21 protein-coding genes are annotated in these 23,118 nt (G+C 66.5%); 8 read left to right on the forward strand and 13 right to left on the reverse strand.

The window, feature by feature from the left end; genetic code table 11:
• Positions 1-32: 32 nt before the first annotated feature.
• Both FNZ56_RS06600 and FNZ56_RS06605 read left to right on the forward strand, forming a co-directional pair.
• The gene (locus FNZ56_RS06600; RefSeq protein ID WP_185970676.1) at positions 33-1,862 is read left to right on the forward strand and encodes a tetratricopeptide repeat-containing sulfotransferase family protein; all 1,830 of its coding nucleotides are present in this window, start codon (positions 33-35) and stop codon (positions 1,860-1,862) included.
• Positions 1,859-2,422 (forward strand): 2OG-Fe(II) oxygenase, encoded by a 564-nt coding sequence (locus tag FNZ56_RS06605; protein ID WP_143879076.1) that lies wholly within the window; start codon positions 1,859-1,861, stop codon positions 2,420-2,422. Before FNZ56_RS06600 ends, FNZ56_RS06605 begins: the two co-directional genes overlap by 4 nt.
• Before the next feature lie 7 nt (positions 2,423-2,429).
• On the opposite strand, the gene FNZ56_RS06610 is transcribed toward FNZ56_RS06605, so the two are convergent.
• From FNZ56_RS06610 to FNZ56_RS06620, 3 genes are read right to left on the reverse strand one after another with little or no spacing between them, the layout of a single operon-like run.
• Positions 2,430-3,734 carry an aspartyl/asparaginyl beta-hydroxylase domain-containing protein gene (locus FNZ56_RS06610; RefSeq protein ID WP_143879077.1) on the reverse strand — a complete coding sequence of 435 codons (1,305 nt, stop codon included), beginning with the start codon at positions 3,732-3,734 and terminating at the stop codon, positions 2,430-2,432.
• Positions 3,731-5,506, reverse strand: coding sequence for a phosphoenolpyruvate carboxykinase (GTP) (locus tag FNZ56_RS06615; protein ID WP_143879078.1), 1,776 nt, complete (start codon positions 5,504-5,506; stop codon positions 3,731-3,733). Before FNZ56_RS06615 ends, FNZ56_RS06610 begins: the two co-directional genes overlap by 4 nt.
• Positions 5,507-5,517: 11 nt before the next feature.
• On the reverse strand, positions 5,518-6,126 hold the full coding sequence (locus FNZ56_RS06620; protein ID WP_143879079.1) for a TetR/AcrR family transcriptional regulator: 609 nt from the start codon (positions 6,124-6,126) through the stop codon (positions 5,518-5,520).
• A gap of 166 nt (positions 6,127-6,292) precedes the next feature.
• Here FNZ56_RS06620 and FNZ56_RS06625 point away from each other — a divergent pair, with 166 nt between their 5' ends.
• From FNZ56_RS06625 to FNZ56_RS06635, 3 genes are all read left to right on the forward strand, one after another.
• Positions 6,293-8,788 (forward strand): acyl-CoA dehydrogenase, encoded by a 2,496-nt coding sequence (locus FNZ56_RS06625; protein ID WP_143879080.1) that lies wholly within the window; start codon positions 6,293-6,295, stop codon positions 8,786-8,788.
• A gap of 50 nt (positions 8,789-8,838) precedes the next feature.
• Positions 8,839-9,306 carry a hotdog fold domain-containing protein gene (locus tag FNZ56_RS06630; RefSeq protein ID WP_143879081.1) on the forward strand — a complete coding sequence of 156 codons (468 nt, stop codon included), beginning with the start codon at positions 8,839-8,841 and terminating at the stop codon, positions 9,304-9,306.
• Between the two features lie 458 nt (positions 9,307-9,764).
• Positions 9,765-10,163 (forward strand): hypothetical protein, encoded by a 399-nt coding sequence (locus tag FNZ56_RS06635; RefSeq protein ID WP_143879082.1) that lies wholly within the window; start codon positions 9,765-9,767, stop codon positions 10,161-10,163.
• Between the two features lie 86 nt (positions 10,164-10,249).
• On the opposite strand, the gene FNZ56_RS06640 is transcribed toward FNZ56_RS06635, so the two are convergent.
• From FNZ56_RS06640 to FNZ56_RS06665, 6 genes are read right to left on the reverse strand one after another with little or no spacing between them, the layout of a single operon-like run.
• Positions 10,250-10,849 (reverse strand): DUF922 domain-containing protein, encoded by a 600-nt coding sequence (locus tag FNZ56_RS06640; RefSeq protein ID WP_143879083.1) that lies wholly within the window; start codon positions 10,847-10,849, stop codon positions 10,250-10,252.
• Between the two features lie 60 nt (positions 10,850-10,909).
• Complete coding sequence (locus tag FNZ56_RS06645; RefSeq protein ID WP_143879084.1) at positions 10,910-11,812, reverse strand: DUF4097 family beta strand repeat-containing protein; 903 nt, start codon at positions 11,810-11,812, stop codon at positions 10,910-10,912.
• Between the two features lie 14 nt (positions 11,813-11,826).
• Entirely contained in the window at positions 11,827-12,312 is a 486-nt protein-coding gene (locus FNZ56_RS06650) for a hypothetical protein (RefSeq protein ID WP_143879085.1), read from the reverse strand.
• A 2-nt stretch (positions 12,313-12,314) separates the two neighbouring features.
• On the reverse strand, positions 12,315-12,902 hold the full coding sequence (locus FNZ56_RS06655; protein ID WP_143880296.1) for an RNA polymerase sigma factor: 588 nt from the start codon (positions 12,900-12,902) through the stop codon (positions 12,315-12,317).
• A gap of 46 nt (positions 12,903-12,948) precedes the next feature.
• Positions 12,949-13,842, reverse strand: a complete 894-nt coding sequence (locus tag FNZ56_RS06660) for a metallophosphoesterase (RefSeq protein WP_143879086.1) — start codon at positions 13,840-13,842, stop codon at positions 12,949-12,951.
• 17 nt (positions 13,843-13,859) lie between these two features.
• On the reverse strand, positions 13,860-15,212 hold the full coding sequence (locus FNZ56_RS06665; protein WP_143879087.1) for an NTP/NDP exchange transporter: 1,353 nt from the start codon (positions 15,210-15,212) through the stop codon (positions 13,860-13,862).
• Between the two features lie 127 nt (positions 15,213-15,339).
• Here FNZ56_RS06665 and FNZ56_RS06670 point away from each other — a divergent pair, with 127 nt between their 5' ends.
• Positions 15,340-16,917, forward strand: coding sequence for a GMC family oxidoreductase (locus FNZ56_RS06670; protein ID WP_143880297.1), 1,578 nt, complete (start codon positions 15,340-15,342; stop codon positions 16,915-16,917).
• A 416-nt stretch (positions 16,918-17,333) separates the two neighbouring features.
• Here the strand turns inward: FNZ56_RS06670 and FNZ56_RS06675 are convergent, their stop codons facing one another.
• Both FNZ56_RS06675 and FNZ56_RS06680 read right to left on the reverse strand, forming a co-directional pair.
• Positions 17,334-19,220, reverse strand: coding sequence for a M48 family metallopeptidase (locus FNZ56_RS06675; protein WP_143879088.1), 1,887 nt, complete (start codon positions 19,218-19,220; stop codon positions 17,334-17,336).
• A gap of 61 nt (positions 19,221-19,281) precedes the next feature.
• On the reverse strand, positions 19,282-19,878 hold the full coding sequence (locus FNZ56_RS06680; RefSeq protein WP_143879089.1) for a LemA family protein: 597 nt from the start codon (positions 19,876-19,878) through the stop codon (positions 19,282-19,284).
• 79 nt (positions 19,879-19,957) lie between these two features.
• Here FNZ56_RS06680 and FNZ56_RS06685 point away from each other — a divergent pair, with 79 nt between their 5' ends.
• A complete protein-coding gene (locus FNZ56_RS06685) occupies positions 19,958-21,340 on the forward strand; it encodes a serine hydrolase domain-containing protein (protein ID WP_143879090.1) in 1,383 nt (460 codons plus the stop codon).
• 100 nt (positions 21,341-21,440) lie between these two features.
• Here the strand turns inward: FNZ56_RS06685 and FNZ56_RS06690 are convergent, their stop codons facing one another.
• On the reverse strand, positions 21,441-21,836 hold the full coding sequence (locus tag FNZ56_RS06690) for a hypothetical protein (RefSeq protein WP_143879091.1): 396 nt from the start codon (positions 21,834-21,836) through the stop codon (positions 21,441-21,443).
• 473 nt (positions 21,837-22,309) lie between these two features.
• Here FNZ56_RS06690 and FNZ56_RS06695 point away from each other — a divergent pair, with 473 nt between their 5' ends.
• Positions 22,310-22,723 (forward strand): hypothetical protein, encoded by a 414-nt coding sequence (locus tag FNZ56_RS06695; RefSeq protein ID WP_143879092.1) that lies wholly within the window; start codon positions 22,310-22,312, stop codon positions 22,721-22,723.
• Here the strand turns inward: FNZ56_RS06695 and gcvH are convergent.
• On the reverse strand, positions 22,690-23,085 hold the full coding sequence (gene gcvH / locus FNZ56_RS06700; protein WP_143879093.1) for a glycine cleavage system protein GcvH: 396 nt from the start codon (positions 23,083-23,085) through the stop codon (positions 22,690-22,692). The two genes, FNZ56_RS06695 and gcvH, sit on opposite strands and share 34 nt — an antisense overlap.
• Between the last annotated feature and the right edge of the window lie 33 nt (positions 23,086-23,118).

The raw sequence follows: 23,118 nt of genomic DNA on the forward strand, positions 1-23,118 counted from the left end.
AACCATGCGGCCCTTTTCTTTTGGCGCGCATGATGGACGACACTCCGCTGGCCGCGGCGCATGCCGCCTACCAAGCAGGCGATTTCGACGGCGCGTCGTCCCATGCGCGGGCATTCCTGCAATCGACGCCTGCCCACGAGGCTGCGCTGACCTTGCTCGCGCTGAGCGAGCACGCGGCCGGCCGATACGTTTCCGCCGCGGACGCCTTTCGCCAACTCACAGCCATCCGACCGCAAGTCCCGGACTATTGGTCCAACCTCGGCTACATGCTCAGGCTCACCGGCCGGCAACAGGAAGCCGAGGCAGCTTTCCTCGAGGCGCTCCGGATCGCGCCACGCGCCTATGGCGCGTTGTTGAACTACGGCCTGCTGCTGATGGACATGAGTCGTTTCGGCGCGGCGCGGCATCGCTTCCTGGATGCCGTGGAAGCCGATCCTTCCCAAGCGGAGGCCCGGATATACGCTGCATCCGCCTGCTTCGAATGCGGAGACATCGTGCGTGCGGAACGGCTGCTTCCGCCCCCCGGCGAATGGCATGCATTGGATGCGGAGGCGAGGCACGACCTCGGCATGGCCTTGATGCGGGTCGGGCGCACCACCGAAGCCGAGCGCCTGCTGGAATCCGGCCAAGGTGATTCCGACGATCCGGACGTGCTCGCCAAGCTTGCATTGCTCTACGAACGCACGAACCGCCTCGGCCTGGCGCAGGCGTTGTTCGACCGCCTGCATGCACGCCTGGATGGCATCGGACTCGAATCGCAGGCCGATGCCCTTACCGTCGGCTCGATCCTGGCGATGCGCCGCAAGGATTACGACGAGGCACGGACGTTGACCGAACAACTGCTGTCGCTCGATCCGGCGCCGACCGCGCGGGCGAATGCGCTCTATACCCTTGCAGCGATCGCGGACAAGCAATCCCGTCCGGACGAAACGATGCGCCTGCTCGCGGAAGCCCATGCCATCCACATGGCCCTGGCGCGCGAAATGATGCCCGAGATCTCGCAGCCGGGTTGGCAACCCCTTCCCGTCGTGAAGGAAAGGATGACCCCGGGCCAGGCGCTCTTCGTGGACAGGCCCCATCCAGCCGGCATCGCCACGCCGGTGTTCATCGTCGGCTTCCCGCGTTCGGGCACGACCATGCTCGAAAACATGCTCGATGCGCATCCTGGATTCGTGTCGATGGACGAGCAGCCATTCCTCGATCGTTGCGTCGAACTGGTGAAGCGCGCGGGATTCAACTATCCGCACCAGATCGGCGAACCGTCGGATCGCGACATGGAAGCACTGCGCGCGGATTACTGGCAATCGGTCTCGCGCGTGGCCAAGGTCGGCCCGGGCCAGACGCTGGTGGACAAGAATCCGCTGAACATCCTGCGCCTGCCGTTGATCCGGCGCATGTTCCCGGATGCGCGCATCATCCTGGCGCTGCGCCACCCGTGTGACGTCATCCTCAGCTGCTACATGCAGGATTTCCGCTCGCCCATGTTCCGGGTGCTGTGCTCGAACCTCGAGACCCTCGCCCAAGGCTACGTCGACATGATGCGATTCTGGATCGACCACCAGGCACTGTTGCAGGCGGAGGTCCTCGACCTGCGCTATGAGGAAACGGTGGGCGACTTCGATCGCCAGGTCGGCCGCATCGCCGAATTCCTCGGCATCGCGGATCGGCACCACCTGGCCGAATTCTCCGAAGCGGCCCGGCGCAAGGGCTACATCGGTACGCCCAGCTATTCGCAGGTCATCGAGCCGGTGAACACGAAGGCAGTCGCCCGCTGGGAACGCTATCGGCCTTGGTTCGAACCGGTGTTGCCGATCCTCAAGCCCATCGCCGACCATTGGGGCTATTCCCTGAGCCTGGAATGATCCACGACCTGCGCCACTACATCCGCGTCTACGACGATGCGCTGCAACCGGAATTCTGCGCGCAGCTGGTCGCCGGGTTCGAACAGACGGTGGAAGCGCAGCGCAGGAACGGGCGCGGGGTCCGCGAAGGGCTGGAAGACAGCGCCTGGACCGAGGTCAACCTGGGCGCGCTGGCCGACGATGCCATGCGCGGGTTCTTCCTGCAGCAGGTCGAATCCAGCCTGGCGCACTACAACGCCGACATCGGGCTTCCGATCCCGGTGCCGCTGCGGCCGCGCACCGACAAGCTGACCATGAAGCGCTACCGACCGGGCGAGGACGAACGCTTCCAGCCGCATTTCGATTCCATCGACGTGGTTTGCGCCCGCTACCTCGTCTTCCTGTGGTACCTCAACGACGTGGAAGTCGGCGGCGAAACCGAGTTCTGCGGCCTCGACTGCAAGGTGGCCCCGCGCGCCGGCCGACTGCTGATGTTCCCGCCGTACTGGATGTTCCAGCATGCGGGCCTGCCCCCGGTCAGCGGGAACAAGTACATCCTGTCGACTTACATGATGTTCTGACCCGCGGTCAGTGCGCGCCCGTCGCCGCGGCGTTGAAATCGCCGATGCGTTCGACGAGATCCTTCAGTGCAACCCGCTCCGGCTCCTCGAGGTGCGGATTCCAGGTATCGAGGATCATCACCACGCGGGTTTCGCCGGTGCGGTTCCAGGCCTCGTGCAGCATGCTGTCGTCGAAGGTGATGCAGCGGCCCTGGCGCCAGCGATGCGTGTCCGCGCCGACCACGAGCGCGCAATCCCCGTCGGGGATGTGCAACGGCAGGTGGGTGACCACGCGGGTGTTCGTCACCCCGTGGTGCGCGGTGATGTGCGATCGCGGCGCGAGCACCGAATACAGCACCTCGGGCGCATGCGCGCGGATGCGGGTGAGCGGTACAGCGTCCAGCGCCGCCGACGTACGCGGGCACGCCGCATGGTGCTCGTCGAAACGCGTGCCATGGCGGAAGAAGAAAAACGCGTCCCAGGCGCGGGACTGCTCGTCGCCGGACAGGAATTCCGCTTCCACCGCCTTGTCGAGGTCGCCGAGGAATGGTTCGAGGCCGCTGGCTTCGCGCAGCTGCGCGAGCGCTTCGTCGCGGATGGCGCCGGCCTGCGCCTCGAGCGCCTCGTACCACGGGAACAGCTTCGGATCGAAGAACGTGGTCGGCGGCAGCGACGGCATCCAGAAGAACTTGGGTTGCTGGCGTGGATCCCGCGCCGGGGCGGCGCGCAGGCCGAGGTGGATGTCCAGCGCCTCGATCACCCGCTCCAGGCTGTCGCGCCCGTAGGTCGCGATGTGCGGTTCCAGCGCCTGCATGAAGCTCGCGCGGCGGCCTTCGTCCACGCGCTGCATCGCCTGTTTCACCCGCCCGCGCAAACCCGGCGACGTGGATGCATCGGACAGCCATTGCCCCTGGTTCTGCGCATCGCATATCGCGCGGAAATACGCCCGCACCGCGGCATCGCCGTCGCCGAGCGCGTCCAGCGTTTCGCCATGCGCGAGGCGCAGGGCGAAATCACCCGGGCGTTCCGCCAGCGCCTTGCCGAATGCAGGCAGCGCCGCCTTCGGATCCCCGAGCGCGACGCTGCAAACCGCGAATCGCGCGGCGACGGCGAACGGGGCATCGTCGCGGTTGGCCGCGGGCGCCAGCAATTCGGCCGCGGTGCGCCAGTCGCCACCAGCCATCAACACGGACGCATGCAATACCTGCGCCTGGATGTCCGACGGATCGCGCTCGAGCAGGCTTGCGCTGGTCTCGCGGGCGCGCCGCAAATCGCCGGCGGCGAGATGGCGCTCCACTTCGTTGCGCGCATCCGACGGCAGCGAAGCGCTCACCCTGCCAACGCGCCCGAGATCCGCTGCTGCTCTTCCTTCAGCGCGGCCGGCATGCGCGGGCCGTATTCGTCGAGGTAGTCGCCGATGCTGGCGAACTCCGCTTTCCAGCCCTCGGCGTCGAAGCCGAACAGCTTGGCGCGCGCTTCGCTGGACAGTTCGACGCCATCGAGCTCGAGGTCGGTTTCCGCCGGCAGGTTACCGATCGGCGTTTCCACTGCGCCCACCGCGCCGTCCGCGCGCTTGATCATCCATTCCAGCACGCGCAGGTTGTCGCCGAAGCCGGGCCACAGGAACTTGCCGTCCTCGCCCTTGCGGAACCAGTTGACGTGGAACACCTTCGGCAATTTCGCGCCGGGCTTGTCGAACGACAGCCAGTGGCTGAAATAGTCGGCGAAGTTGTAGCCGCAGAACGGCTTCATCGCCATCGGGTCGCGGCGCATCACGCCGACCGCGCCGGTTGCGGCGGCGGTGGTTTCCGAACCCATCGCCGCGCCGACGAGCACGCCGTGGGTCCAGTCGCGTGCCTCGAACACCAGCGGCACCAGCGAGGCGCGGCGTCCGCCGAACACGATCGCGCTGATCGGCACGCCGTGCGGGTCTTCGGCCATCGGCGAATACGACGGGCAACGCTTGGCGCTGACGGTGAAGCGCGAGTTCGGGTGCGCGGCCGGGCGCTTGGCCGGATCGTAGGCTTCGCCGCGCCAATCGGTAACCGGCTGCTGGTCGTTGCCGATGCCTTCCCACCACGGCTGGTTGTCGGCGGTGACGCCGACGTTGGTGAAGATGGTGTGCGACTGGATCGACGCGAGCGCGTTCGGGTTGGACTTCTTCGAGGTGCCCGGCGCGACGCCGAAGAAGCCGGCCTCCGGGTTGATCGCGTACAGGCGGCCGTCCGCGCCCGGGCGCATCCAGCAGATGTCGTCGCCGATGGTCCAGATCTTCCAGCCCTTCTCGCGGTAGCCCTCCGGCGGGATCAGCATCGCCAGGTTGGTCTTGCCGCAGGCCGACGGGAACGCGGCGGCGATGTAGTGCGTCTCGCCCTGCGGGTTCTCGACGCCGAGGATCAGCATGTGCTCGGCTAGCCAGCCTTCGCTGCGCGCCTGGTGCGAGGCGATGCGCAGCGCGTGGCATTTCTTGCCGAGCAGGGCGTTGCCGCCGTAGCCGGAACCGTACGACTTGATCGTGAGCTCTTCCGGGAAATGCATGATGTAACGGCGCCCGGGATCGAGTTCGCCGATCGAATGCAGGCCCTTCACGAACGTCCCTTCGCGCTCGATCCGCGCCAGCGCCGCGGCGCCCATGCGGGTCATGATCCGCATGTTGGCGACGACGTAGGGCGAATCGGTGATCTCGATGCCGCAACGCGACAGCGGCGAATCGATCGGGCCCATGCAGTAGGGCACCACGTACATGGTGCGGCCGCGCATGCAGCCATCGAATAGCGCGTCCATTTGCGCATGGCCGTCGGTCGGCGACATCCAGTGGTTGTTCGGGCCTGCGTCGTCCCGTTCGGGCGTGCACACGAAGGTCAGGTGCTCCACGCGCGCGACATCGTCAGGATGCGAGCGATGCAGCCAGCTGTCCGGATGGGTCTGTTCGTTGAGCTTGACCAAGGTGCCATCGGCCTGCATCTGCGCGATCAGTCCTGCGTTCTCGGCGTCGCTGCCGTCGCACCAGTGGATGCGGTCGGGCTGGGTCAGTTGCGCGACCGAGGCGACCCAGTCGTTGAGGGCGTCGAGCGCGGTCGGCGCGGGCTTGGCGATGGCGTTCATGCGGAAGGACCTCAGGCCGCCATGGCAGGCGGGATGGGGGGGATGAGCGTGGACATGACGTGTTCGACATAGGCTTCGAACTCGTCGTGGGGAAGCTTGGACTGCTGCAACTGCAGGTTGAGCTGCAGGAAACCGACATAGGCGGCGTAGGCCAGCCGCGCGCGGTGCTGGGCGTCGGCGCGGGCCATGCCGGCCTGGCGGAACGAAGCGGTGAGGTAGTCGAGGCGGCGCTGCGACACGCGATCGATCACCGGCTGCACGGTCGGGTGGTCGAGCGCCTTCAGCACTTCGCTGTAAATGATGTGCGGCTTGACCTCGTGGGCCACGACCCGGAACAACGCGCGCAGGCGTTCGCGCGGATCGGACACGGCCTCGAGGGTACCGAACACCGTTTCCTGTTCGACCGATTCCCAGCGTTCCAGCGCGGCTTGCAGCAAGGCGTCGCGCGAGGGAAAGTGCCAGTAGAAGCTGCCCTTGGTCACGCCGAGCCGGCGCGCCAGCGGCTCGACCGCGACCGCGGCCACGCCCTGGTCGGCGATCATGTCTAGGGCGGCCTGCGCCCAGTCCTCGGCGCTGAGGCGCCCGGTCCGGGGTTCCTGGCGGGTGGCGAGTCCGGTCATGGCGGGATTTTACCGTACGGTGACGTCGGTTCGAGTATGCAGTCGAAACGACCTGTCCCGAAAGCGGCCGTTGACACCAGCCGCCAGTAAAACATACTTGTGCGTATGGTGAAGTCCGGGCCAGTCCCTGCCCGGCATCGAGCCCACCACTTCCCGGAGACCTGCGATGAGCGTCGTCCTTCCCTTCCTAGCTTTCCTCCTTGCCGGGGCTTTCGCCGCCTACCACCGCCTGCGCCTCGCGATCTGGGCGGGGATCACCGCGTTGCTGCTGGTCGGCTGCTGGATGTTGGGCGCGAACCACGCCGCGACGATCGTGGCCGCGGTCATCGTCGCGCTGATCGCGTTGCCGCTGGTGTTCGCGCCGATCCGCAAGTCGCTGGTCACGCCGCCACTGCTGAAGTTCTACACCAAGTTGTTGCCGCCGCTGTCGGACACCGAACGCACCGCGCTGGAATCGGGCACGGTCGGATTCGAAGGGGAACTGTTCTCGGGCAAGCCGGACTGGAAGCAGTTGCTCGACCTGCCGAAGCCCGAACTCACCGCCGAGGAACAGGCCTTCCTCGACGGTCCCTGCGAAGAACTGTGTCGCATGACCAACGACTGGGAGATCACCCACGTCCGCGCCGACCTGCCGCCGGAAATGTGGGACTTCCTCAAGCGCAACAAGTTCTTCGGCATGATCGTGCCGAAGGAATACGGCGGCCTCGGCTTTTCCGCGCTCGCCAACCACAAGGTGATCCAGAAGATCGCCTCGATTTCCTCGGTGGTGAGCTCCACCGTCGGCGTGCCGAATTCGCTCGGCCCGGCCGAACTGCTGATGCATTACGGCACCGACGAACAGAAGCGCCATTACCTGCCGCGCCTGGCCGACGGCCGCGACGTGCCCTGCTTCGCGCTGACCGGGCCGTTCGCCGGTTCCGACGCGACCTCGATCCCGGACTACGGCATCGTCTGCAAGGGCCAGTGGAACGGCGAGGAAGTGCTGGGTTTCAAGCTCACGCTCAACAAGCGCTACATCACCCTCGCGCCGGTCGCTTCGCTGATCGGCGTCGCGTTCCGCATGTACGACCCGGACGGGCTGCTCGGCGGCGACATCGCTGGTGGAAGCCGCGACATCGGCATCTCGCTCGCGCTGGTGCCGCGTGACGTCCCTGGCCTCGAAATCGGCCGCCGGCATTTCCCGCTGAATTCGCCGTTCCAGAACGGCCCGATCCACGGCAAGGACATTTTCATTCCGCTGTCGCAGCTGATCGGCGGCCGCGACATGGCCGGCCACGGCTGGCGCATGTTGATGGAATGCCTGTCGATCGGGCGTTCCATCACCCTGCCCTCCACCGCCAGCGGCGGCAGCAAGATGGGCGCGGTCACGGTCGGCAGCTACGCGCGCATCCGCAAGCAGTTCGGCCTGTCGGTCGGGCGCTTCGAAGGCGTGGAGGAACCGCTGGCGCGCATCGCCGCGAACGCGTACGCAATCAGCGCGCTGTCGCAGGCCACCGCCGCGGCGGTGTCGCGCGGCGAGAACCCCGCGGTGCCCTCGACGATCGCGAAGTACCACTGCACGCAGATGGGCCGCGAAGTGTCGAAGGACGTGATGGACATCCTCGGCGGCAAGGGCATCATCCTCGGCCCGCGCAATTTCGCCGGCCGCTCGTGGCAGGCCGCGCCGATCATGATCACGGTCGAGGGCGCGAACATCATGACCCGCTCGCTGATGATCTTCGGCCAGGGCGCGATCCTCTGCCATCCGTGGGTGATGAAGGAGATGAAGGCCGCGCAGCTGCAGGACCAGAAGCAGCGCATCGACCAGTTCGACACCGCGCTGTTCGGCCATATCGGTTTCGCGATTTCGAATGCGGTGCGCAGCTGGTGGTACGGACTCACCGCGTCGAAGATCGGTTCGGCACCCGGCGACGACGACACCCGCCGCTATTTCCGCAAGCTCGATCGCTATTCCGCGGCGCTGGCGGTGATGGCCGACACCTCGATGCTGCTGCTCGGCGGCAAGCTGAAGTTCAAGGAATCGCTGTCCGGTCGGCTCGGCGATGTGCTCAGCCAGTTGTATATCGCCAGCGCGATGCTGAAGCGCCACCAGGACGAAGGCAGCCCGGCTGGCGACCAGCCGCTGCTCGCCTACGCCTTCCACGATGCGATCAACAAGATCGAGACCGCGCTCTCGACCGCCCTGCGCAATTTCCCGATCCGTCCGATCGGCTGGCTGCTGTGGCTGGTGATCTTCCCGTGGGGCCGCCGCGCGCAGGCGCCGGGCGATCGCCTCGGGCACAAGGTCGCATCCTTGCTGATGACGCCCTGCGACGCGCGCGACCGCCTCGCCGCCGGCGTGTTCACCACTCCGGGCGAACACAACCCGGCCGGGCGCATCGTCAGCTACCTGCCGAAGTTCGTGCTGGCCGAACCGGTGGAACGCAAGTTCCTCAAGGCGCTGAAGAACAGCGACATCGAGGCGCTGGAGTTCGACGCGCAGCTCGACGAAGGCGTGCGCGAAGGCTGGATCACCGCCGACGAACGCAGGCAGCTGGAGGAATTGCGCACGCTGACGCTGGACGCGATCACGGTCGACGATTTCGACCCGGAGGAACTGCGTTCGGCCGGCTACGCCGACCTCGTCGCCGGCGAACGCACCTCGCCGCGCGCGGTGGCATGAGCATCATCCGTTCGTGGTGAGCCTGTCGAACCACGAACGGAGCGAGAAAAATGAGCATCCTTGAGCTCTACACCAAACTCGCCGACAAACCGCTCGGCAAGTGGCTGTTCGCGAAGCTCGTGTGCTGGAAGGCGCCCTACTTCGCCAGCATCACCCCGCGGATCGAATCGCTGGAACCGGGCCGCGGCGTGGCCGGCATCGCCCACCGTCGCCGAGTCACCAACCACATCAGCACCGTGCACGCGATTGCGTTGTGCAACCTCGCCGAATTCATCGGCGGCCTCACCTGCGACGTGAGCATCCCGCCAGCCATGCGCTGGATTCCGAAAGGCATGGACGTGCGCTACCTGAAGAAGGCGGTCGGGCGCATGCGCGCCACGGCCACGCCTGCGTTCCCACCGCATGCGGCCGACGACGGCTACGAATTGCCGTTCGACGTGGTCATCGAGGATCCGCAGGGCGACGCGGTGCTGCGCGCGGTCATCGCGATGTGGGTTTCGCCGAGGAAGGCGGGCTGACTGCGCGTCGCGATTGACTCGCTTGTGGTGCTGCCTGAATATCCGGCGCATATCGCCGCTTTTGCGGTCTATTAAGCGTTAGGCGTCACATGAACCCGTATTGGCCACTACTGATATTGCCTGGAGGCTACCTATGGTATTGGGTGCTTCTTTCAAGAGCGCGCGGAAAACTGTTTAGCCCGTTCTTTGGATATGATTCCTACGAAGAATTACGCAAGGTTTCATGGCGTTGGTTTTTCTTAATGATGACTTTCGTTGCGATCTTGCTATTGTACAGTCCGCCTCATGGTTCCGATCTAATTCTGCCAACATTCGCACTTGGCTACCTTTTAGCGCATATCAGATTTCTCACCGCACCAGTTGAAAAGTGGGCACGGCGGTGACGCCTAACAATTCGTTCAAGCCGAAGCCGCTTCGCGGCATGCCTCAACTCAGGCGTTAGACGCAAATTCGCAATCATGAGCAAGCGGAGTCTTACCTGGTTGCGCCAACATACCAACGTCGAGGACCTGCTCGACGATGGAATCGCGAACAACAGCGACTTAAGTTCTTTCGCGAAACCAGAACAGCCGCCTGGCGATTCGCCTGTTGTTGCGTCGACCGAAAATCCGGCGCAATCGCCGCACGCCGAAGCCCCGGAGCAGCAACCCGAAGAACGCGACTTTTATGTTGCGGCCCTTGGCCTGCTCATATGCGGCTGCGGCCTGGACCTGATGCTCCATCCCGTGGACATGCTCGTTCATCACCTCAAGGCAATCGAACACGTCACCGGCGCCAGATCCGAGTTCTACGGAGCCATCCTGATTTTGTTCGGACTCGCTCTTGTGATTTATGGGCTCAAGAAACGGCGCATCTGAAGCCGTACCGAAGTTACGCCTGATAATTCATTACAACCCGACGCCGCCTCGCGGCTTGCTCCGTCCGGGCGCGACGGGAACCCGCCTCAAGGCAATCGAACGCCCTGCCGCGCCCCGTGCTCGGTCTCCCGATCGTATTCCGCGTCCGCGTCCTTGAGCTGGGCGATCGCCGCATTCCCCGCCGCATTCACGGCCGATGCCAATTGCCCGCAGTCGGCCATCGGCGCGATGGCCGTGATCGCATCGCGCACCGCGAACGCCGCGCGCACGCCATTGGCGCGATGACCCATCTCGTGCTCGGTCAGCTTGGCCAGGTAACGGGGCCATTCCTGCACGAGCAACTGGTCGGCGTGGCGCTTGGGCTCCCACTCCGGCAAGGTCATCTGCACCTTGAGATCGATCTTGAGATCGCCCAACGAACAATTCCCGCCGGGCTGCGACGCCATCTGGTAATTCCACTGCACCGACCATTCCGTGAAACCCTGGAAACGGCGCCCCTCGCCCTCGTCGTACGGCCCGAGTTTGGCCATCTGCGAGATCAACTCGCTCGTCGTATCGCCCTTGATCGCGTAGCGAACGAGGTTCTCGCCGATCTCGACCGGCACGTCACCGGGTGTCGAAGCAGGCGCATCGACCACGGGCGCATCCGCCAATGCCAAGGCAAGAACCATGATCCCGAGCGCCATGTCTTTCCCCCTGCAGTCGGCGCATGTTAGCCCGACGGCGGGAAGACCAGGCCGATGCGATCACTCCAGCACGATTTCCGCATCGCCGGAGAACGTCTCGAGGTGGATCTCGCCATCGCCATTGCCGTAGCGGTGGTTGAGCGTCGAACCCGCGCCGAAGCCTTCCTTCTGCGCCTTCGCGCCGGGCGCCACCAGGTCGCCGCTGAAACTCGACGCCTCCACCTGCGCCGACAGCGCGCGCGGCAGCACCACGCGCACGTCGCCGCTGACGGTTTCCGCACGCACCTCACCGCCGGACGCGAGCGCCACGCGCGCATCGGCGTTGCCGGACACGCTACCGAGGCGCAGGCGTTGCAGGGCTTCGCCGCGGCTGTCGATGCGGATGTCGCCGGACACGGTTTCGGCCGAGACCTCGGCCTTGAGCCGCCCGTTCAGCACTACGTCGCCGCTCACGGTTTCCACGCCGACGCGCGGCGAGTTCAAGGTCAGGCGCTGGTCGCCGCTCACGCTCTCGATGCGCGCGCGCTGCGGCGCGGCGGCGGCGACGATGTCGCCGCTGACCGTGTCGATCTGCAGGTCGCCGGGGGCGACGCCGTCGATGTCGATGTCCGCGGACACCGAATCGATGTCCAGCGACGCCTGCAGCGGCACCTGCAGCAGCAGCGTGGTCGGCTCGATGCTGTTGTTGGTGCGACGCGGGTATTGCGCCTTCACCAGCAGGTGGCGGCCATCGCCTTCGACCACGAGCTTTTCGACACCGGCGCCGAGCGAACCGGTGACGCGGACCTCGTTGCGGTTCCAGGCGCGCACCTGGATGCGGCCCTTGAGGTTGTCGATCTCGACCTGTCCGCGCGGATCCAGCGGCCGGGTCTGGTCGATGGGCGTGGCGGCGAAGGCCGGCGCGATGGCGGCGAAGGCGATCGCCGCGAAGCAGGCGGCATGCAATTGCGAATGGCGGGGCATGGGGATTCTCCGGTTCAACCAAGCAGCGCGCGCTGGGTCAGCGCGAGCCGCTTCTCGTAGGTGTGGCGCAGGCGTTGCAGCAGGAAATCGGCATCGGGGTCGCGTTGCAATGCATCGCGGATGAGGCCGGCGCTGCGGTCGAGTTCGTGCAGCACGGGATCGTTGTTCGCGGCGGGCGCGGCCGCCTGCAGTCGGCGCATCGCGGCATCGTAGTCGCGGGTCATGGACTCGGCTTCCCGTTGCACCAGCGATGCAGCGATCGGCGCGGGGGCCTGTGCGAGCGGGCGCAACTGCCAGCCGATGCCGAACGCCATCACCACCGCAGCCGCGGCGGCAAGCCAGGCGAAAGCGCGGCGGTGGGCAACGCGCGGGCGCGGCGCTTCGAGGCGCGCGGCGATGCCCGGCCACAGGTCGTTCGCGGGCGGCACGTCGGTGCGCAACGCGCGCAACTGCCAGCGCAGGCGTTCGTCGAATTCGTGATCCTGGATCTCTTCGTTCATGGTCATGCTCCCAACTTCGCGCGCAACAGGCCGCGCGCGCGATGCAACTGCGCCTTCGAACTGCCCACCGCCATGCCGAGCTCGGCGGCGATGTCCTCGTGCGTCCAGCCTTCCACGTCGTGCAGCACCAGCACCGCGCGCGCACGCGGCGGCAAGGTCGCGACCGCGCGCTCGAGGTCCATCGACAGTGCGGTCGCATGGCCGGCGGAATCGGGAATCGACGCGCGTTCCATCGCGATCTCGTCATCTTCCTCCCGCGGCCGCGAACGCGCGGCACGCAGCGCCATCAACGCGGTGTTCACCGCGACCCGGTGCAACCAGGTCGAGAACGCGCTTTCGAAGCGGTAGCGCGGCAAGGCCTGCCATGCACGCACGAACGCGTCCTGCGCCAGTTCCTCGGCCTGCCCGCTGCGCCCGCCGAGCAGGCGCGAGATCGTGCCGTGCACGCGCCCGGCATGGCGTCGGTACAGGGCCTCGAACGCCGCGACCTCGCCCGCGCAGGCGCGGCGCGCCAGCGCGTGGTCGGGGTCTTCGCCGGCTGGCGAGTCCACGAAGGAAAGGTCGGGTGCGGTGGCCACGGCGGTCAGCATAGCCATTGGGATGCGCCCGGGTCGCGCCGGGTTTAAGCGGCCTCGCTCAATCCGATGGCGCGGCGTGCAGGGTCAGGCGCGAGATTTCCGGCGGCACACCCAGGCGCATCGGCAGGATGCTGGTGCCGATGCCGGGGGTGACGAACAGCAGGCGGCCGTCGACGTCGTAAGCGCCACGCAGTCGGTGCGAATCCGGGTCGAAGCGCCCTTCGCCGATCAGCGACAGCGGCCACGGATCGACCTGCCCGCCGTGGGTATGACCGGCAATGGTGAGCGACGCACGCGCGGGAATGCGCGGGAACAGGCTGGGCTCGTGGGTGAGCGCGACGACGGGGGCATCGTCCGCGGCCTGCGCGAAGGCATCGGCGATGTCCGGATGTCCCTCGAGTTCGTCGCCGAGCCCGACCAGCCAGAACCTGCAATCGCCGACGGAAATCGCTTCGGCCCGGTTGTCGATCATGCGGACGCCCACGGCGGCGAAGGCATCGCGCACCGCCGGCCCGCCCTTCCACCAGTCGTGGTTGCCGAGCACCGCATACACCGGCTTGCGCGCGAGCAGCGGCTTCAAGTGTTGCGCGACATCGCTGGCCGGCACGTAATGGCCGAGCAGCACGCTGAGGATCACGTAGTCGCCGGCCATCAGCACGATCTTCGAATCGTCGTTCGACAGCTGCCGCACGACTTCGTCGAAATGGTCGAGTCCGTTGCGCGGCGAACCCACGTGCAGGTCCGCGACCACGTCCACGCGCAACCCGTCGCAGGCACGCGGCCAGCCACGCGGGGCGAGCGCGTAGTCGCGTTCGACCAGCTCGCCCGGTTCGACGACGAAACCCTGCACGCACATCGCCAACACCCCGGCCGCGAGCAACCACGCGCACCATTGCAGGGCACGGCGACGGCGGCGCGAACGATGCGCGCGGTCGTTGGGCTGCGGGGTCACTTCGCGGAAACGCGCACTCAGTACACCTCGCCCGCCGCACTTGCGCGTTCCAGCCTGCGCGCCAAGGCCCAGCCGAGCGAGCCCGAGGCCGCCAGCGCCGCCGCGCCGATCCAACCGAATACGCCGACGGTCGCGCCGACCGCGCGCAGGCCGTTGACCGTGAGCGCGCTGAACACGTCGCCCGCGCGCCACACCGCGGTATCCACCGCGTTCTTGCCCTTGTAGCGCATGCCGCGCGGCACCAGGGTGAACAGGCTTTCGCGCGCGGGCTGGTCCATGCCGTAGGCCAACGAGCGGGTGAGGATGAGCATCAACGCAACCCATGGCAGGCCGCTCAACGCGAGGTGCATGGGTCCGACCGACAACGATAACGGTCCGACCACCACCGCGTACGGATCCACCGCCAGCGCCATGCCGATGCAGGCGAGGATGCCGACCACCGCGCGCACCGCCAGCACCGGCGCGGCGCCGTGGCGCACCAGCAGCCAGCGGGTCAGGGTCAACTGCGCGACCACCTGGATGATGTTGGTGACCAGGTCGATGTCGGCGGCGAAGCGCGTGCGCGAAATCGCGTCGTGGAAGGTGGCGCCGGAATAATCGATGACCAGCGCGTAGGCGATCGTGCCGATGGCGTCGCCCAGCAGCATCAGGATCGCCATGCTGCGGATGAAGGGCGTGGCGAATACCTGCTTCAGCCCGTCGAACATGCCGCCGCCGATCGCAGCTTCGTGCTCTTCGCGGTGGCGGTGCACGCCGTGTTCGCGCGCCCACTTGCCGAGCACCAGCACGCACAGCATCGCCAGCGCGAGCAGTGCGGCCGAGACCACCAGCAGGTGGGCGACGCCGATGCTGCCGACCAGCATGCGCGTCAACGCCGGGCCGGCGATCGCGCCGGCCGTGCCGCCCAGCGCGATGACCGGGTACAGCCGCCGCGCCTGTTCGTCGCTCCAGATGTCGGACATGAAACTCCAGAACACCGAGACCACGAACAGGTTGAACACGCTGACCCAGACGAAGAACAGCGTGCCCAGCGCCTTTGGGCTGATGAGGCCCTCGAAGGTGAACAACGGCACGAACGCCAGCAGGCAGGCGATGAAGAATGCGTACACCACCGGCACCACGATCCGCCGCGGCCAGCGCGACACCAGCCAGGCGAACACCGGCGTCAGCGCGAGGGTGGCGACGAAGGTCGCGGCGAAGAACCACGGCAACTGGGTCGAGCCGACCGCCGCGGACAGCTGTTCGCGCACCGGGCGCATCACGTAGTACGCGGACAGCACGCAGAAGAAATAGGCGAACGACCATGCCACCGCGCGCCATTCGCCGCTGCGGACGCGCGACGGGCCGGATCCAGCCGTGGATGACGACATCGCGCGCTCCGCCAAGGGTCGCGGCACGTTACCGCAGGCCCCGCGACAAGGCCAGCGCGGCGATGCCGAGCAATTGCTCAAAGGGCACGGCATAGTGTCGGCCGATCCGGGAAACGCAGGACGCTTCGTGTTCGACATCATCATCATCGGCGCCGGTTCCGCCGGCTGCGTGCTCGCCAATCGCCTGTCCGCGGACCCGAAGCGCAAGGTGCTGCTGCTCGAAGCCGGCGGTCGCGACTGGCATCCCTTCATCCACATGCCGGCGGGGCTGGCCAAGATCGCCGGGATCAAGTCGATCAACTGGGACTACAGCACGCAGCCGGAACCGCAGCTCGATGGCCGCACCATCTGGTGGCCGCGCGGCAAGGTGCTCGGCGGTTCCAGTTCCATCAATGCGATGTGCTACATCCGCGGCGTGGCGCGCGACTACGACGACTGGGCCGCGCAAGGCGCGGACGGCTGGGACTGGAACAACGTGCTGCCCTATTTCAAGCGCAGCGAAGGCAACACCCGCGGCGCCGACGCCTGGCATGGCGCCGATGGCCCGCTCACGGTGTCAGACCTGCGCCACGCCAACCCGCTGACGCAGGTCTACATCGAAGCCGCGGCGCAAGCCGGCATTCCATTCAACCCCGATTTCAACGGCGCCTCCCAACTCGGCGCGGGCCTGTACCAGGTGACCCAGCGTGATGGCGCGCGTTGCTCGACCGCGGTCGCCTACCTCGATCCGGCGAAACCGCGGCCCAACCTCACCGTCCACACCGGCGCGCTCGCTTCGCGCGTCACCTTCGAACGCGGCCGTGCCACCGGCGTCACCTATTCGATGCGCGGACAGGCGTTCCACCAACCCGCGAACGAAGTGATCCTGTGCGGCGGCGCGATCAATTCGCCGCAGTTGCTGATGCTCTCCGGCATCGGTCCGGCGGACGACCTGCGCCGGCACGGCATCGCCCCCGTCGCCGACCTGCCCGGCGTCGGCGCCAACCTGCAGGACCACCTCGACGTCTGCACGCTGCAGCACGAAACCCGCCGCACCAGTTACGACCGCGCCAGCGAGCTGAAGACCGCGTTCGATTACTTCCTGCGCGGCCATCGCGGTCCCGGTGCCAGCAACATCGCCGAGGGTGGCGGATTCGTGCGGTCGCCGCTTGCACCGGACGAACGCGCCGACATCCAGCTGCACTTCATCCCGGCGATGATCGACGACCACGGCCGCAACCGCCTCCCCGGCGACGGCTACACCATGCATGCCTGCCACCTGCGCCCGCGCAGCCGCGGCCGGCTCTCGCTGGTCAGCAACCGCGCCGGCGACAAGCCGCGGATCGAGGCCAATTACCTGAGCGATCCGGAGGGTTTCGACCTCAAGGTCATGGTCGAATGCGCGCGCATTTCGCTGGAGATCTTCGCCCAGCCGGCGTTCGATGCCTGGCGCGGCACGCCGATCTTCCCGGCGCAACAACCGAAGACCGAAGCGGACCTCGTCGCGTTCGTGCGCGACAAGGCGCAAACCGTGTACCACCCGGTCGGCACCTGCCGCATGGGCCGCGACGACGGCGCGGTGGTCGATCCCGAATTGCGCGTGCGCGGCGTCGAAGGCCTGCGCGTGGTCGATGCCTCGGTGATGCCGACGCTGCCCGGCGGCAACACCAACGCCCCGACGATCATGATCGCCGAACGCGCGGCGGAGTTGATTGCGGCGGGTTGATGCCTTTGCTCGTCATCCCGGCGAAGGCCGGGATCCAGCGTCTTTGCTTTTCAACTTTTGCAGATCGATTCGACTTTACCAAACCCGAAATAACTTCACGATACCGGATCGGTGGGACTGATCCAGCCTACGACGCTTCCGACTTTTCCCAAATCTTTTTTGTCCACAGCAATGAGTAGTAGCCGACAAAAAAGACGAAGATCGCCGACAGGCACATGTATACCCCCTGCCGTACCTCTGGGGAGGCCATGGATAAGCACTGGTCCCTCACCCAAAAAATGAGCATGAAACCTACGCGAAGAGCCGCCATAGCAGCCGTCAACAAAATTGCAATTTGAAGCAACTTGAAAAACTTTCGCATTGATTTCCCCTGCCTGCCTGTCAAAGCTGGATTCCCGCTTTCGTGGGAATGACGGCTAAGAGCGCTCCAGCATCGGCGGCAGCGGGCAATGCAGCACGCCGCAGATGGTGCGCAGCAGTTCCGCCTCGGCGACGCTGATGCGGCCGTCATTGCTGATCGCCGCGGTCACACCCTCGACCAGCGCCTGCTTCGCGAGCGGATCGAGCCGGTCGAGCGGACCCCAAACCTCGTCCAGCGCGAGCACGCCGTTCGCCGGTGGTGCGTAGGCCAGGTGTTCGTTCGGCAGCACGCGCAGCATGCCGGCGAGATAGGCGCGACGCGCGCTGTCGGCATCGTCATGGCCAGCCTGTGCGACGACCGCGAGCAATAGTGCGATTTCACGTTTGACGGCATTCGGCTTGCGCGGTCCGAAATGCGAATAACGGCCCGGATCCAGCGATTCGCGCACCTGCACGGTCAGCAGCCGGCCGAGGCAGTACTCGAACAGCGAAACCTCGCCATCGGCATTCACCACCGCGTGCACCGTGTCCATGAACGCATCCAGTTGCGGGCGCGGACGCAGGCGCAGTACCGGGAATGCCAGCGCCGCCAGCGGCAGGCGCAGCATCGGGTGCAGGTCGGCGACCAACTGCTGGTGGATGCGCGCGGCGTGGTCGGCGGCATCGCTGCCGAGGCGCGCGGCGATCTCGAATCGCTGGCGCTCGGCCAGCGCCTCGTCGTCGGCGAGCAGCAAGGCGAGCAGCAAGGGCATCACCGCGTCGCGTTGCGCGGCCAGGTCGCGCAGGGCTTCGGGAATGCCGCTGGCGATGGCGTCCGCGCGCCTGTAGTCGTCGGCTGCGGGCGCCGCGACCTGCGCGGCCACCATCGGCGGGGTGACGTTCAATTCCTGCGTCGCATTCGGCAGGCGCGAACCGCCGACGGCGTCGAGGCCGAGCATCGCGTCCTCGTCCAGCCCGACCGGCGCCGCCGCGAACCATTTCGCTCGCAGTTGTTCCAGTTCCTCGCCGCGGAACTGCGGTTCCAGCGCCTGGATGCGCATGAGCAACGGCGGATGCGTGGCGAACAGGCCTGACAGTTTCAGGCCTTCGCCGAACAGCATGTGGCTGACTTCCTCGGCGTTGCCGCCGTCGTTGAGCGTTGCGCCTTCGGCGAGGCCGCCGATCTTCTTCAGCGCACCGGCGAGGCCGACGGTCTGTCGGGTGAATTGCACCGCGCTGGCATCGGCCAGCGATTCGCGCGTGCGGCTGACGCCGGCCTTGATCATGCGCCCGAAGAACAGGCCGATGTAGCCGATGACCAGCGCCGCCAGCGCGGCGACCACGACCGCGCCCGCGCTTTTGTTGCGTCCGCCAAGCCCGCCGTTTTGCAGGATCTTGCGCCCGATCAGGCCGATCATGAGGATGCCGAACAGCACGCCGATCAGGCGGATGTTCAGGCGCATGTCGCCGTTGAGGATGTGGCTGAACTCGTGCGCGATCACGCCCTGCAGTTCGTCGCGGTTGAGTCGGTCGAGCGCGCCGCGGGTCACCGCGACCACCGCGTCGGACGGCGAATAACCGGCGGCGAAGGCGTTGATGCCGGCCTCGTGTTCGAGTACGTACAGCCGCGGCACCGGTACGCCGGAGGCGATCGCGATTTCCTCGACCACGTTGCGCAGCCGGCGCAGGTTCAAGTCCGTGGTGTTCTCCGGCACCGGTACGCCACCCATCTGCAACGCCACCGGTTCGCCACCGCCACGCAAGGACGCGATGCGGTACAGCGAACCGAGGCCGATCGTCGCCAGCGTGGCGAGGCTGAAGAACGCCAACGCGCCGGTGGAACGCGTGGCGATCCACGCGACGAGGTCGACCGCGAGCACGATGCCGGCGACCGCCAGCGCGAACAGCGCGACCAGCCACGCCGAGGTGCGCCGGGCCGCGGCCTGGTGTTCGAAGAAGTTCATGCGCGTCCCCTCTCCCGGCCTGCGGCCACCCTCTCCCTCAAGGGGAGAGGGGAAAGCAGGTTCAGAAGGAAACCTTCGGCGCGGCGCGGACTTCGGCCTGCTTGTCGGCCGGGATTTCCAACAGCGTGGCCGGGGCGAAGTTGAACATGCCGGCGAAGATGCTGTTCGGGAACACTTCGCGCTTGTTGTTGTAGGCCATCGCCGAATCGTTGAACGCCTGCCGCGCGAACGCGACCTTGTTCTCGGTGCTGGTCAGTTCCTCGGTGAGCTGCATCATGTTCTGGTTGGCCTTGAGGTCCGGGTAGGACTCGGCCACCGCGAGCAATCGGCCGAGGCCGGCGTTCAACTGTCCCTGTGCGGCCGCGAGCTGGGCCATCGCGGCCGGATCGCCGGGGTTGGCCTTGGCCGCGGACAGGCCCGACTGCGCGGCCGAACGCGCGGCGATCACCGCTTCCAGCGTATCGCGTTCGTGCGCCATGTATTTCTTGGCGACTTCCACCAGGTTCGGGATCAGGTCGAAACGGCGCTGCAATTGCACGTCGATCTGGGCGAAGGCGTTCTTGAACGCATTCCGCGCGGTGACGAGGCCGTTGTAGATGCCCATGGCCCAAAGTGCGACGACTACCACAATTACCAGCAGGATCAGCAGCATGGCCATCAAACCTCTCCCTATTCATGCAGAAATGGAAACAGGCGTTATCATCGCCTGAAGAGAGCATACGGACGGGGACCCCGCGATGAAAGACGACGCGAACCGGCCGCAGAAGCGGACGCGCCTCGCCTGGACCCTCAGCCTGTTGTTGTTGCCGCTCGCCGCGGGCAGCGGCGCGCAGGATTCGTTGCGCTGGCGCGGTGCGTCGGCCTATCCGCCATCGCCTTCGCAGCAGCCGGCTTCCCGTCCTTCCGTTCATGCCGTGCCGCAACCGGGCGCGGCGTTCGATCCAGCGGAATTCGAAACGCTCGCGCAGCAACTCGTCGCCGATGGCCGCGTGCCCGGACTGGCGATGGCGATCGTCCAGAACGGCAAGGTGGTGAGCGAGCGCGGCTACGGCGTGACCGATGCGAAGGGCACGCAGCCGATCGACAACCACACCGTGTTCCGCCTCGCTTCGCTGTCCAAGGCGTTCGCCAGCGCGCTCACCGGCCTGATGGTGGACGAAGGCAAGTTCCGCTGGGACACGCCGGTGGTCGATTACGTGCCGTGGCTGCGCTTGTCGCGTCCCGGCGCCGAACGCGAACTTACCGTCGCCGACCTGCTTAGCCATCGCGTCGGCCTGACCCGCAACGCGTTCGACCGCGACCTCGAGGCGAATGCCGACTATTCGGGCCTCGTTTCGAAACTCGCCTACGCGCCGATGACCTGCAATCCGGGCGAGTGCTACGCCTACCAGAACGTGGCGTTCAGCCTGATCGGCAACGTGCTGGCCGCGACCAGCGGCGAGGACTACGGCCGCGAATTGGCGCGCATGGTGTTCAAGCCACTGGGCATGAAGGACGCGAGCACCGGCCTCGACGGCATCGAGTCGAGCCCGCGCTGGGCGCGCCCGCACGTGCGCGGCGGTGGCGGATGGGTCGCACTGATGCCCAAGCCCGCCTACTACCACGTGCTGCCGGCGGCTGGCGTCAACGCCAGCATCAGCGACATGTCGCAGTGGCTGATCGCGCAGACCGGGCATCGCCCCGATGTGCTGCCGGCGCCATTGCTCGCGACGCTGCACCGACCGGTGATCTCGACCCCGACCGAACTGCGCGGTTCCGAGTGGCGGCGCGAACGCCTGACCTCGGCCGGCTACGCGATCGGCTGGCGCGTGTACGACTACGCCGGGCATGAAGTGGTGTTCCATGGCGGTGCAGTGCAGGGTTACCGCGGCGTGGTGGCGATGCTGCCCGACCGCGACCTCGGCGTCGCCATCCTCTGGAACAGCGAGAGCGCGTTGCCGAGCGGATTGTTGCCGACCATCCTCGACAGCGCGATCGGCCTGCCGTACCACGCCTGGATCGAGGACAAGTCGCAACCGGCGGGACTGTATGCCAGCGGCCAGCCGAACAACGGCGAAGCGGCAGTCCCCGACGGCAGCGACCAGGCGCAATCCCCGGCCGCCGCCGGCGCGCCGCGCTGATCCCGACACCCGGCAACAGTCGGGTTCCCGCCAATGCAAAAAGAAAACCCCTTCCCCGCCTGGGCTGCGGGAAAGGGGCTCGATACTTCAGTGTTACCGCTTAGATCATCGGCGCCGGAACCGACGGCATGGCCACCGGACCGGACTTCTTCACCGATTTCTTAGCTTTTTTTTTAGCAGCTTTCTTCGCAGGCTTGCGCTTGGCAGCCTTCTTCGCGGCCTTCTTCGCAGGCTTGCGCTTGGCGGCCTTCTTCGCGGCCTTCTTCGCAGGCTTGCGCTTGGCGGCCTTCTTCGCGGCCTTCTTCGCAGGCTTGCGCTTCTTGGCGACCTTCTTCGCGGCCTTCTTCGCAGGCTTGCGCTTGGCGGCCTTCTTCACCGCCTTCTTCGCGGTCTTCTTGGCGGCCTTCTTGACGGCCTTGCGGGCGGTCTTCTTCTTAGCGACCTTCTTCTTCGCCGCCTTCTTGGCGGGTTTCTTCGCAGCTTTCTTCATGGCCATAGGATGGCTCTCCTCGTCAGTGGACTTGCGGGTACTGCTCTAGCTGCCCAGTACTCGACAACGCCGCGGGAGTCGGACCCGCGAGCAACCGCCAGCGCGCGGAGCGCGCCGAAACGGATTCTTGGCATGCAGGCATCCGTGCCTGCACGGGCCGGCGGCCTGCGCCGCCGAAACTCGGTCTTCCAGACATGGAATCGGCCGCTTCACCGGCGGCCGACAACGATGCAACCTGGATGTTCGCGGAAGCGTTTTTGCTTTTCTCGGGGGAGACAACGCCTGAGTCCACCTTTATGTACGTCGGGGCGGAGTTCGCTGTTACCTGGCGCTTGGTCGTCGTTGCCGTTCTCACTCGCTTCCGCAGGAACCGTCTGCTGGGCGAAACCTAATCACGGTTTTTTCCACTGTCAACACTTTTGCAACACGAATGTGCCGGGGCGTTCCCGGCACGGGCGGCGACGGAACGACGGCGCTGCGTGCGCGTCGCCATCGCCGACGCGACGGCGAGCGCGTCGCGCGCGGATTCGTTCGCGAAAAAAACCTTGAAAACAGCTGCGCGTTTCGAAACGTATCGTCGTTCGCGCGAACGCGGGCGTCGCATCGATTGCGGCGGCGCGACCCGTCGATGCGGTTCGGAAGCGCGCCTGCGGACGCCGAAAAAAGTTTGCGCGGGACGCCGGATTTCGCGCCGCAACACCCGATTTGCGCGAAATCGCGCGCCGCGCCGGCCATGGTCGACGAAGGTCGCGGTTCGCTTCCGCGCGCCGCGCGATGGCGTTTCGAACGTCGGTTGCAGAAACGAAACCGGCCGCTTGCGCGGCCGGATCGGAGTGCTTCGGGAAGCGACGCGAGGGCGTCAGTGTTCCTCCTCCTCGAGCAGTTCGGCGTAGTCGTCCGGCCCGAGGAGTTCGTTCAGCTGCTCCGGTTCCTCGGCTTCCACCACGTACAGCCAGCCGTCGCCGTAGGCGTCCTCATTGATCGTCTCCGGCTTGTCGGCGAGCGCGGAATTGACCTCCACGACCTTGCCGGTGACCGGCGCGTAGACGTCCGACGCCGCCTTCACCGACTCAACCACCGCGCTGGCGTTGCCGGCCTCGACACGGTCGCCGACGTTCGGCAACTCGACATAGACGAGATCGCCGAGCAGGCCCTGTGCATGGTCGGAGATGCCGACCGTGACCTTGCCGTCGCCTTCGACGCGCGCCCATTCGTGGGACTTGAGGAACTTGAGGTCGCCGGGGATCTCGCTCATGAAACGCTCCGTCTGATTGCGTCGTTGGATGAA

The sequence above is a fragment of the Lysobacter lycopersici genome (assembly GCF_007556775.1).
Taxonomy (GTDB): Bacteria; Pseudomonadota; Gammaproteobacteria; order Xanthomonadales; family Xanthomonadaceae; genus Pseudoluteimonas; species Pseudoluteimonas lycopersici.

What these genes read in the sequence shown, in the direction of transcription:
- FNZ56_RS06600 (WP_185970676.1), top strand. Translation starts at nt 33, where the DNA reads ATGGACGACACTCCGCTGGCCGCGGCGCATGCCGCCTACCAAGCAGGC.
- FNZ56_RS06605 (WP_143879076.1), top strand. Translation starts at nt 1,859, where the DNA reads ATGATCCACGACCTGCGCCACTACATCCGCGTCTACGACGATGCGCTG.
- FNZ56_RS06615 (WP_143879078.1), bottom strand. Translation starts at nt 5,506, where the DNA reads ATGAACGCCATCGCCAAGCCCGCGCCGACCGCGCTCGACGCCCTCAAC.
- FNZ56_RS06620 (WP_143879079.1), bottom strand. Translation starts at nt 6,126, where the DNA reads ATGACCGGACTCGCCACCCGCCAGGAACCCCGGACCGGGCGCCTCAGC.
- FNZ56_RS06625 (WP_143879080.1), top strand. Translation starts at nt 6,293, where the DNA reads ATGAGCGTCGTCCTTCCCTTCCTAGCTTTCCTCCTTGCCGGGGCTTTC.
- FNZ56_RS06630 (WP_143879081.1), top strand. Translation starts at nt 8,839, where the DNA reads ATGAGCATCCTTGAGCTCTACACCAAACTCGCCGACAAACCGCTCGGC.
- FNZ56_RS06635 (WP_143879082.1), top strand. Translation starts at nt 9,765, where the DNA reads ATGAGCAAGCGGAGTCTTACCTGGTTGCGCCAACATACCAACGTCGAG.
- FNZ56_RS06640 (WP_143879083.1), bottom strand. Translation starts at nt 10,849, where the DNA reads ATGGCGCTCGGGATCATGGTTCTTGCCTTGGCATTGGCGGATGCGCCC.
- FNZ56_RS06645 (WP_143879084.1), bottom strand. Translation starts at nt 11,812, where the DNA reads ATGCCCCGCCATTCGCAATTGCATGCCGCCTGCTTCGCGGCGATCGCC.
- FNZ56_RS06650 (WP_143879085.1), bottom strand. Translation starts at nt 12,312, where the DNA reads ATGAACGAAGAGATCCAGGATCACGAATTCGACGAACGCCTGCGCTGG.
- FNZ56_RS06655 (WP_143880296.1), bottom strand. Translation starts at nt 12,902, where the DNA reads ATGCTGACCGCCGTGGCCACCGCACCCGACCTTTCCTTCGTGGACTCG.
- FNZ56_RS06665 (WP_143879087.1), bottom strand. Translation starts at nt 15,212, where the DNA reads ATGTCGTCATCCACGGCTGGATCCGGCCCGTCGCGCGTCCGCAGCGGC.
- FNZ56_RS06675 (WP_143879088.1), bottom strand. Translation starts at nt 19,220, where the DNA reads ATGAACTTCTTCGAACACCAGGCCGCGGCCCGGCGCACCTCGGCGTGG.
- FNZ56_RS06680 (WP_143879089.1), bottom strand. Translation starts at nt 19,878, where the DNA reads ATGGCCATGCTGCTGATCCTGCTGGTAATTGTGGTAGTCGTCGCACTT.
- FNZ56_RS06685 (WP_143879090.1), top strand. Translation starts at nt 19,958, where the DNA reads ATGAAAGACGACGCGAACCGGCCGCAGAAGCGGACGCGCCTCGCCTGG.
- FNZ56_RS06690 (WP_143879091.1), bottom strand. Translation starts at nt 21,836, where the DNA reads ATGGCCATGAAGAAAGCTGCGAAGAAACCCGCCAAGAAGGCGGCGAAG.
- gcvH (WP_143879093.1), bottom strand. Translation starts at nt 23,085, where the DNA reads ATGAGCGAGATCCCCGGCGACCTCAAGTTCCTCAAGTCCCACGAATGG.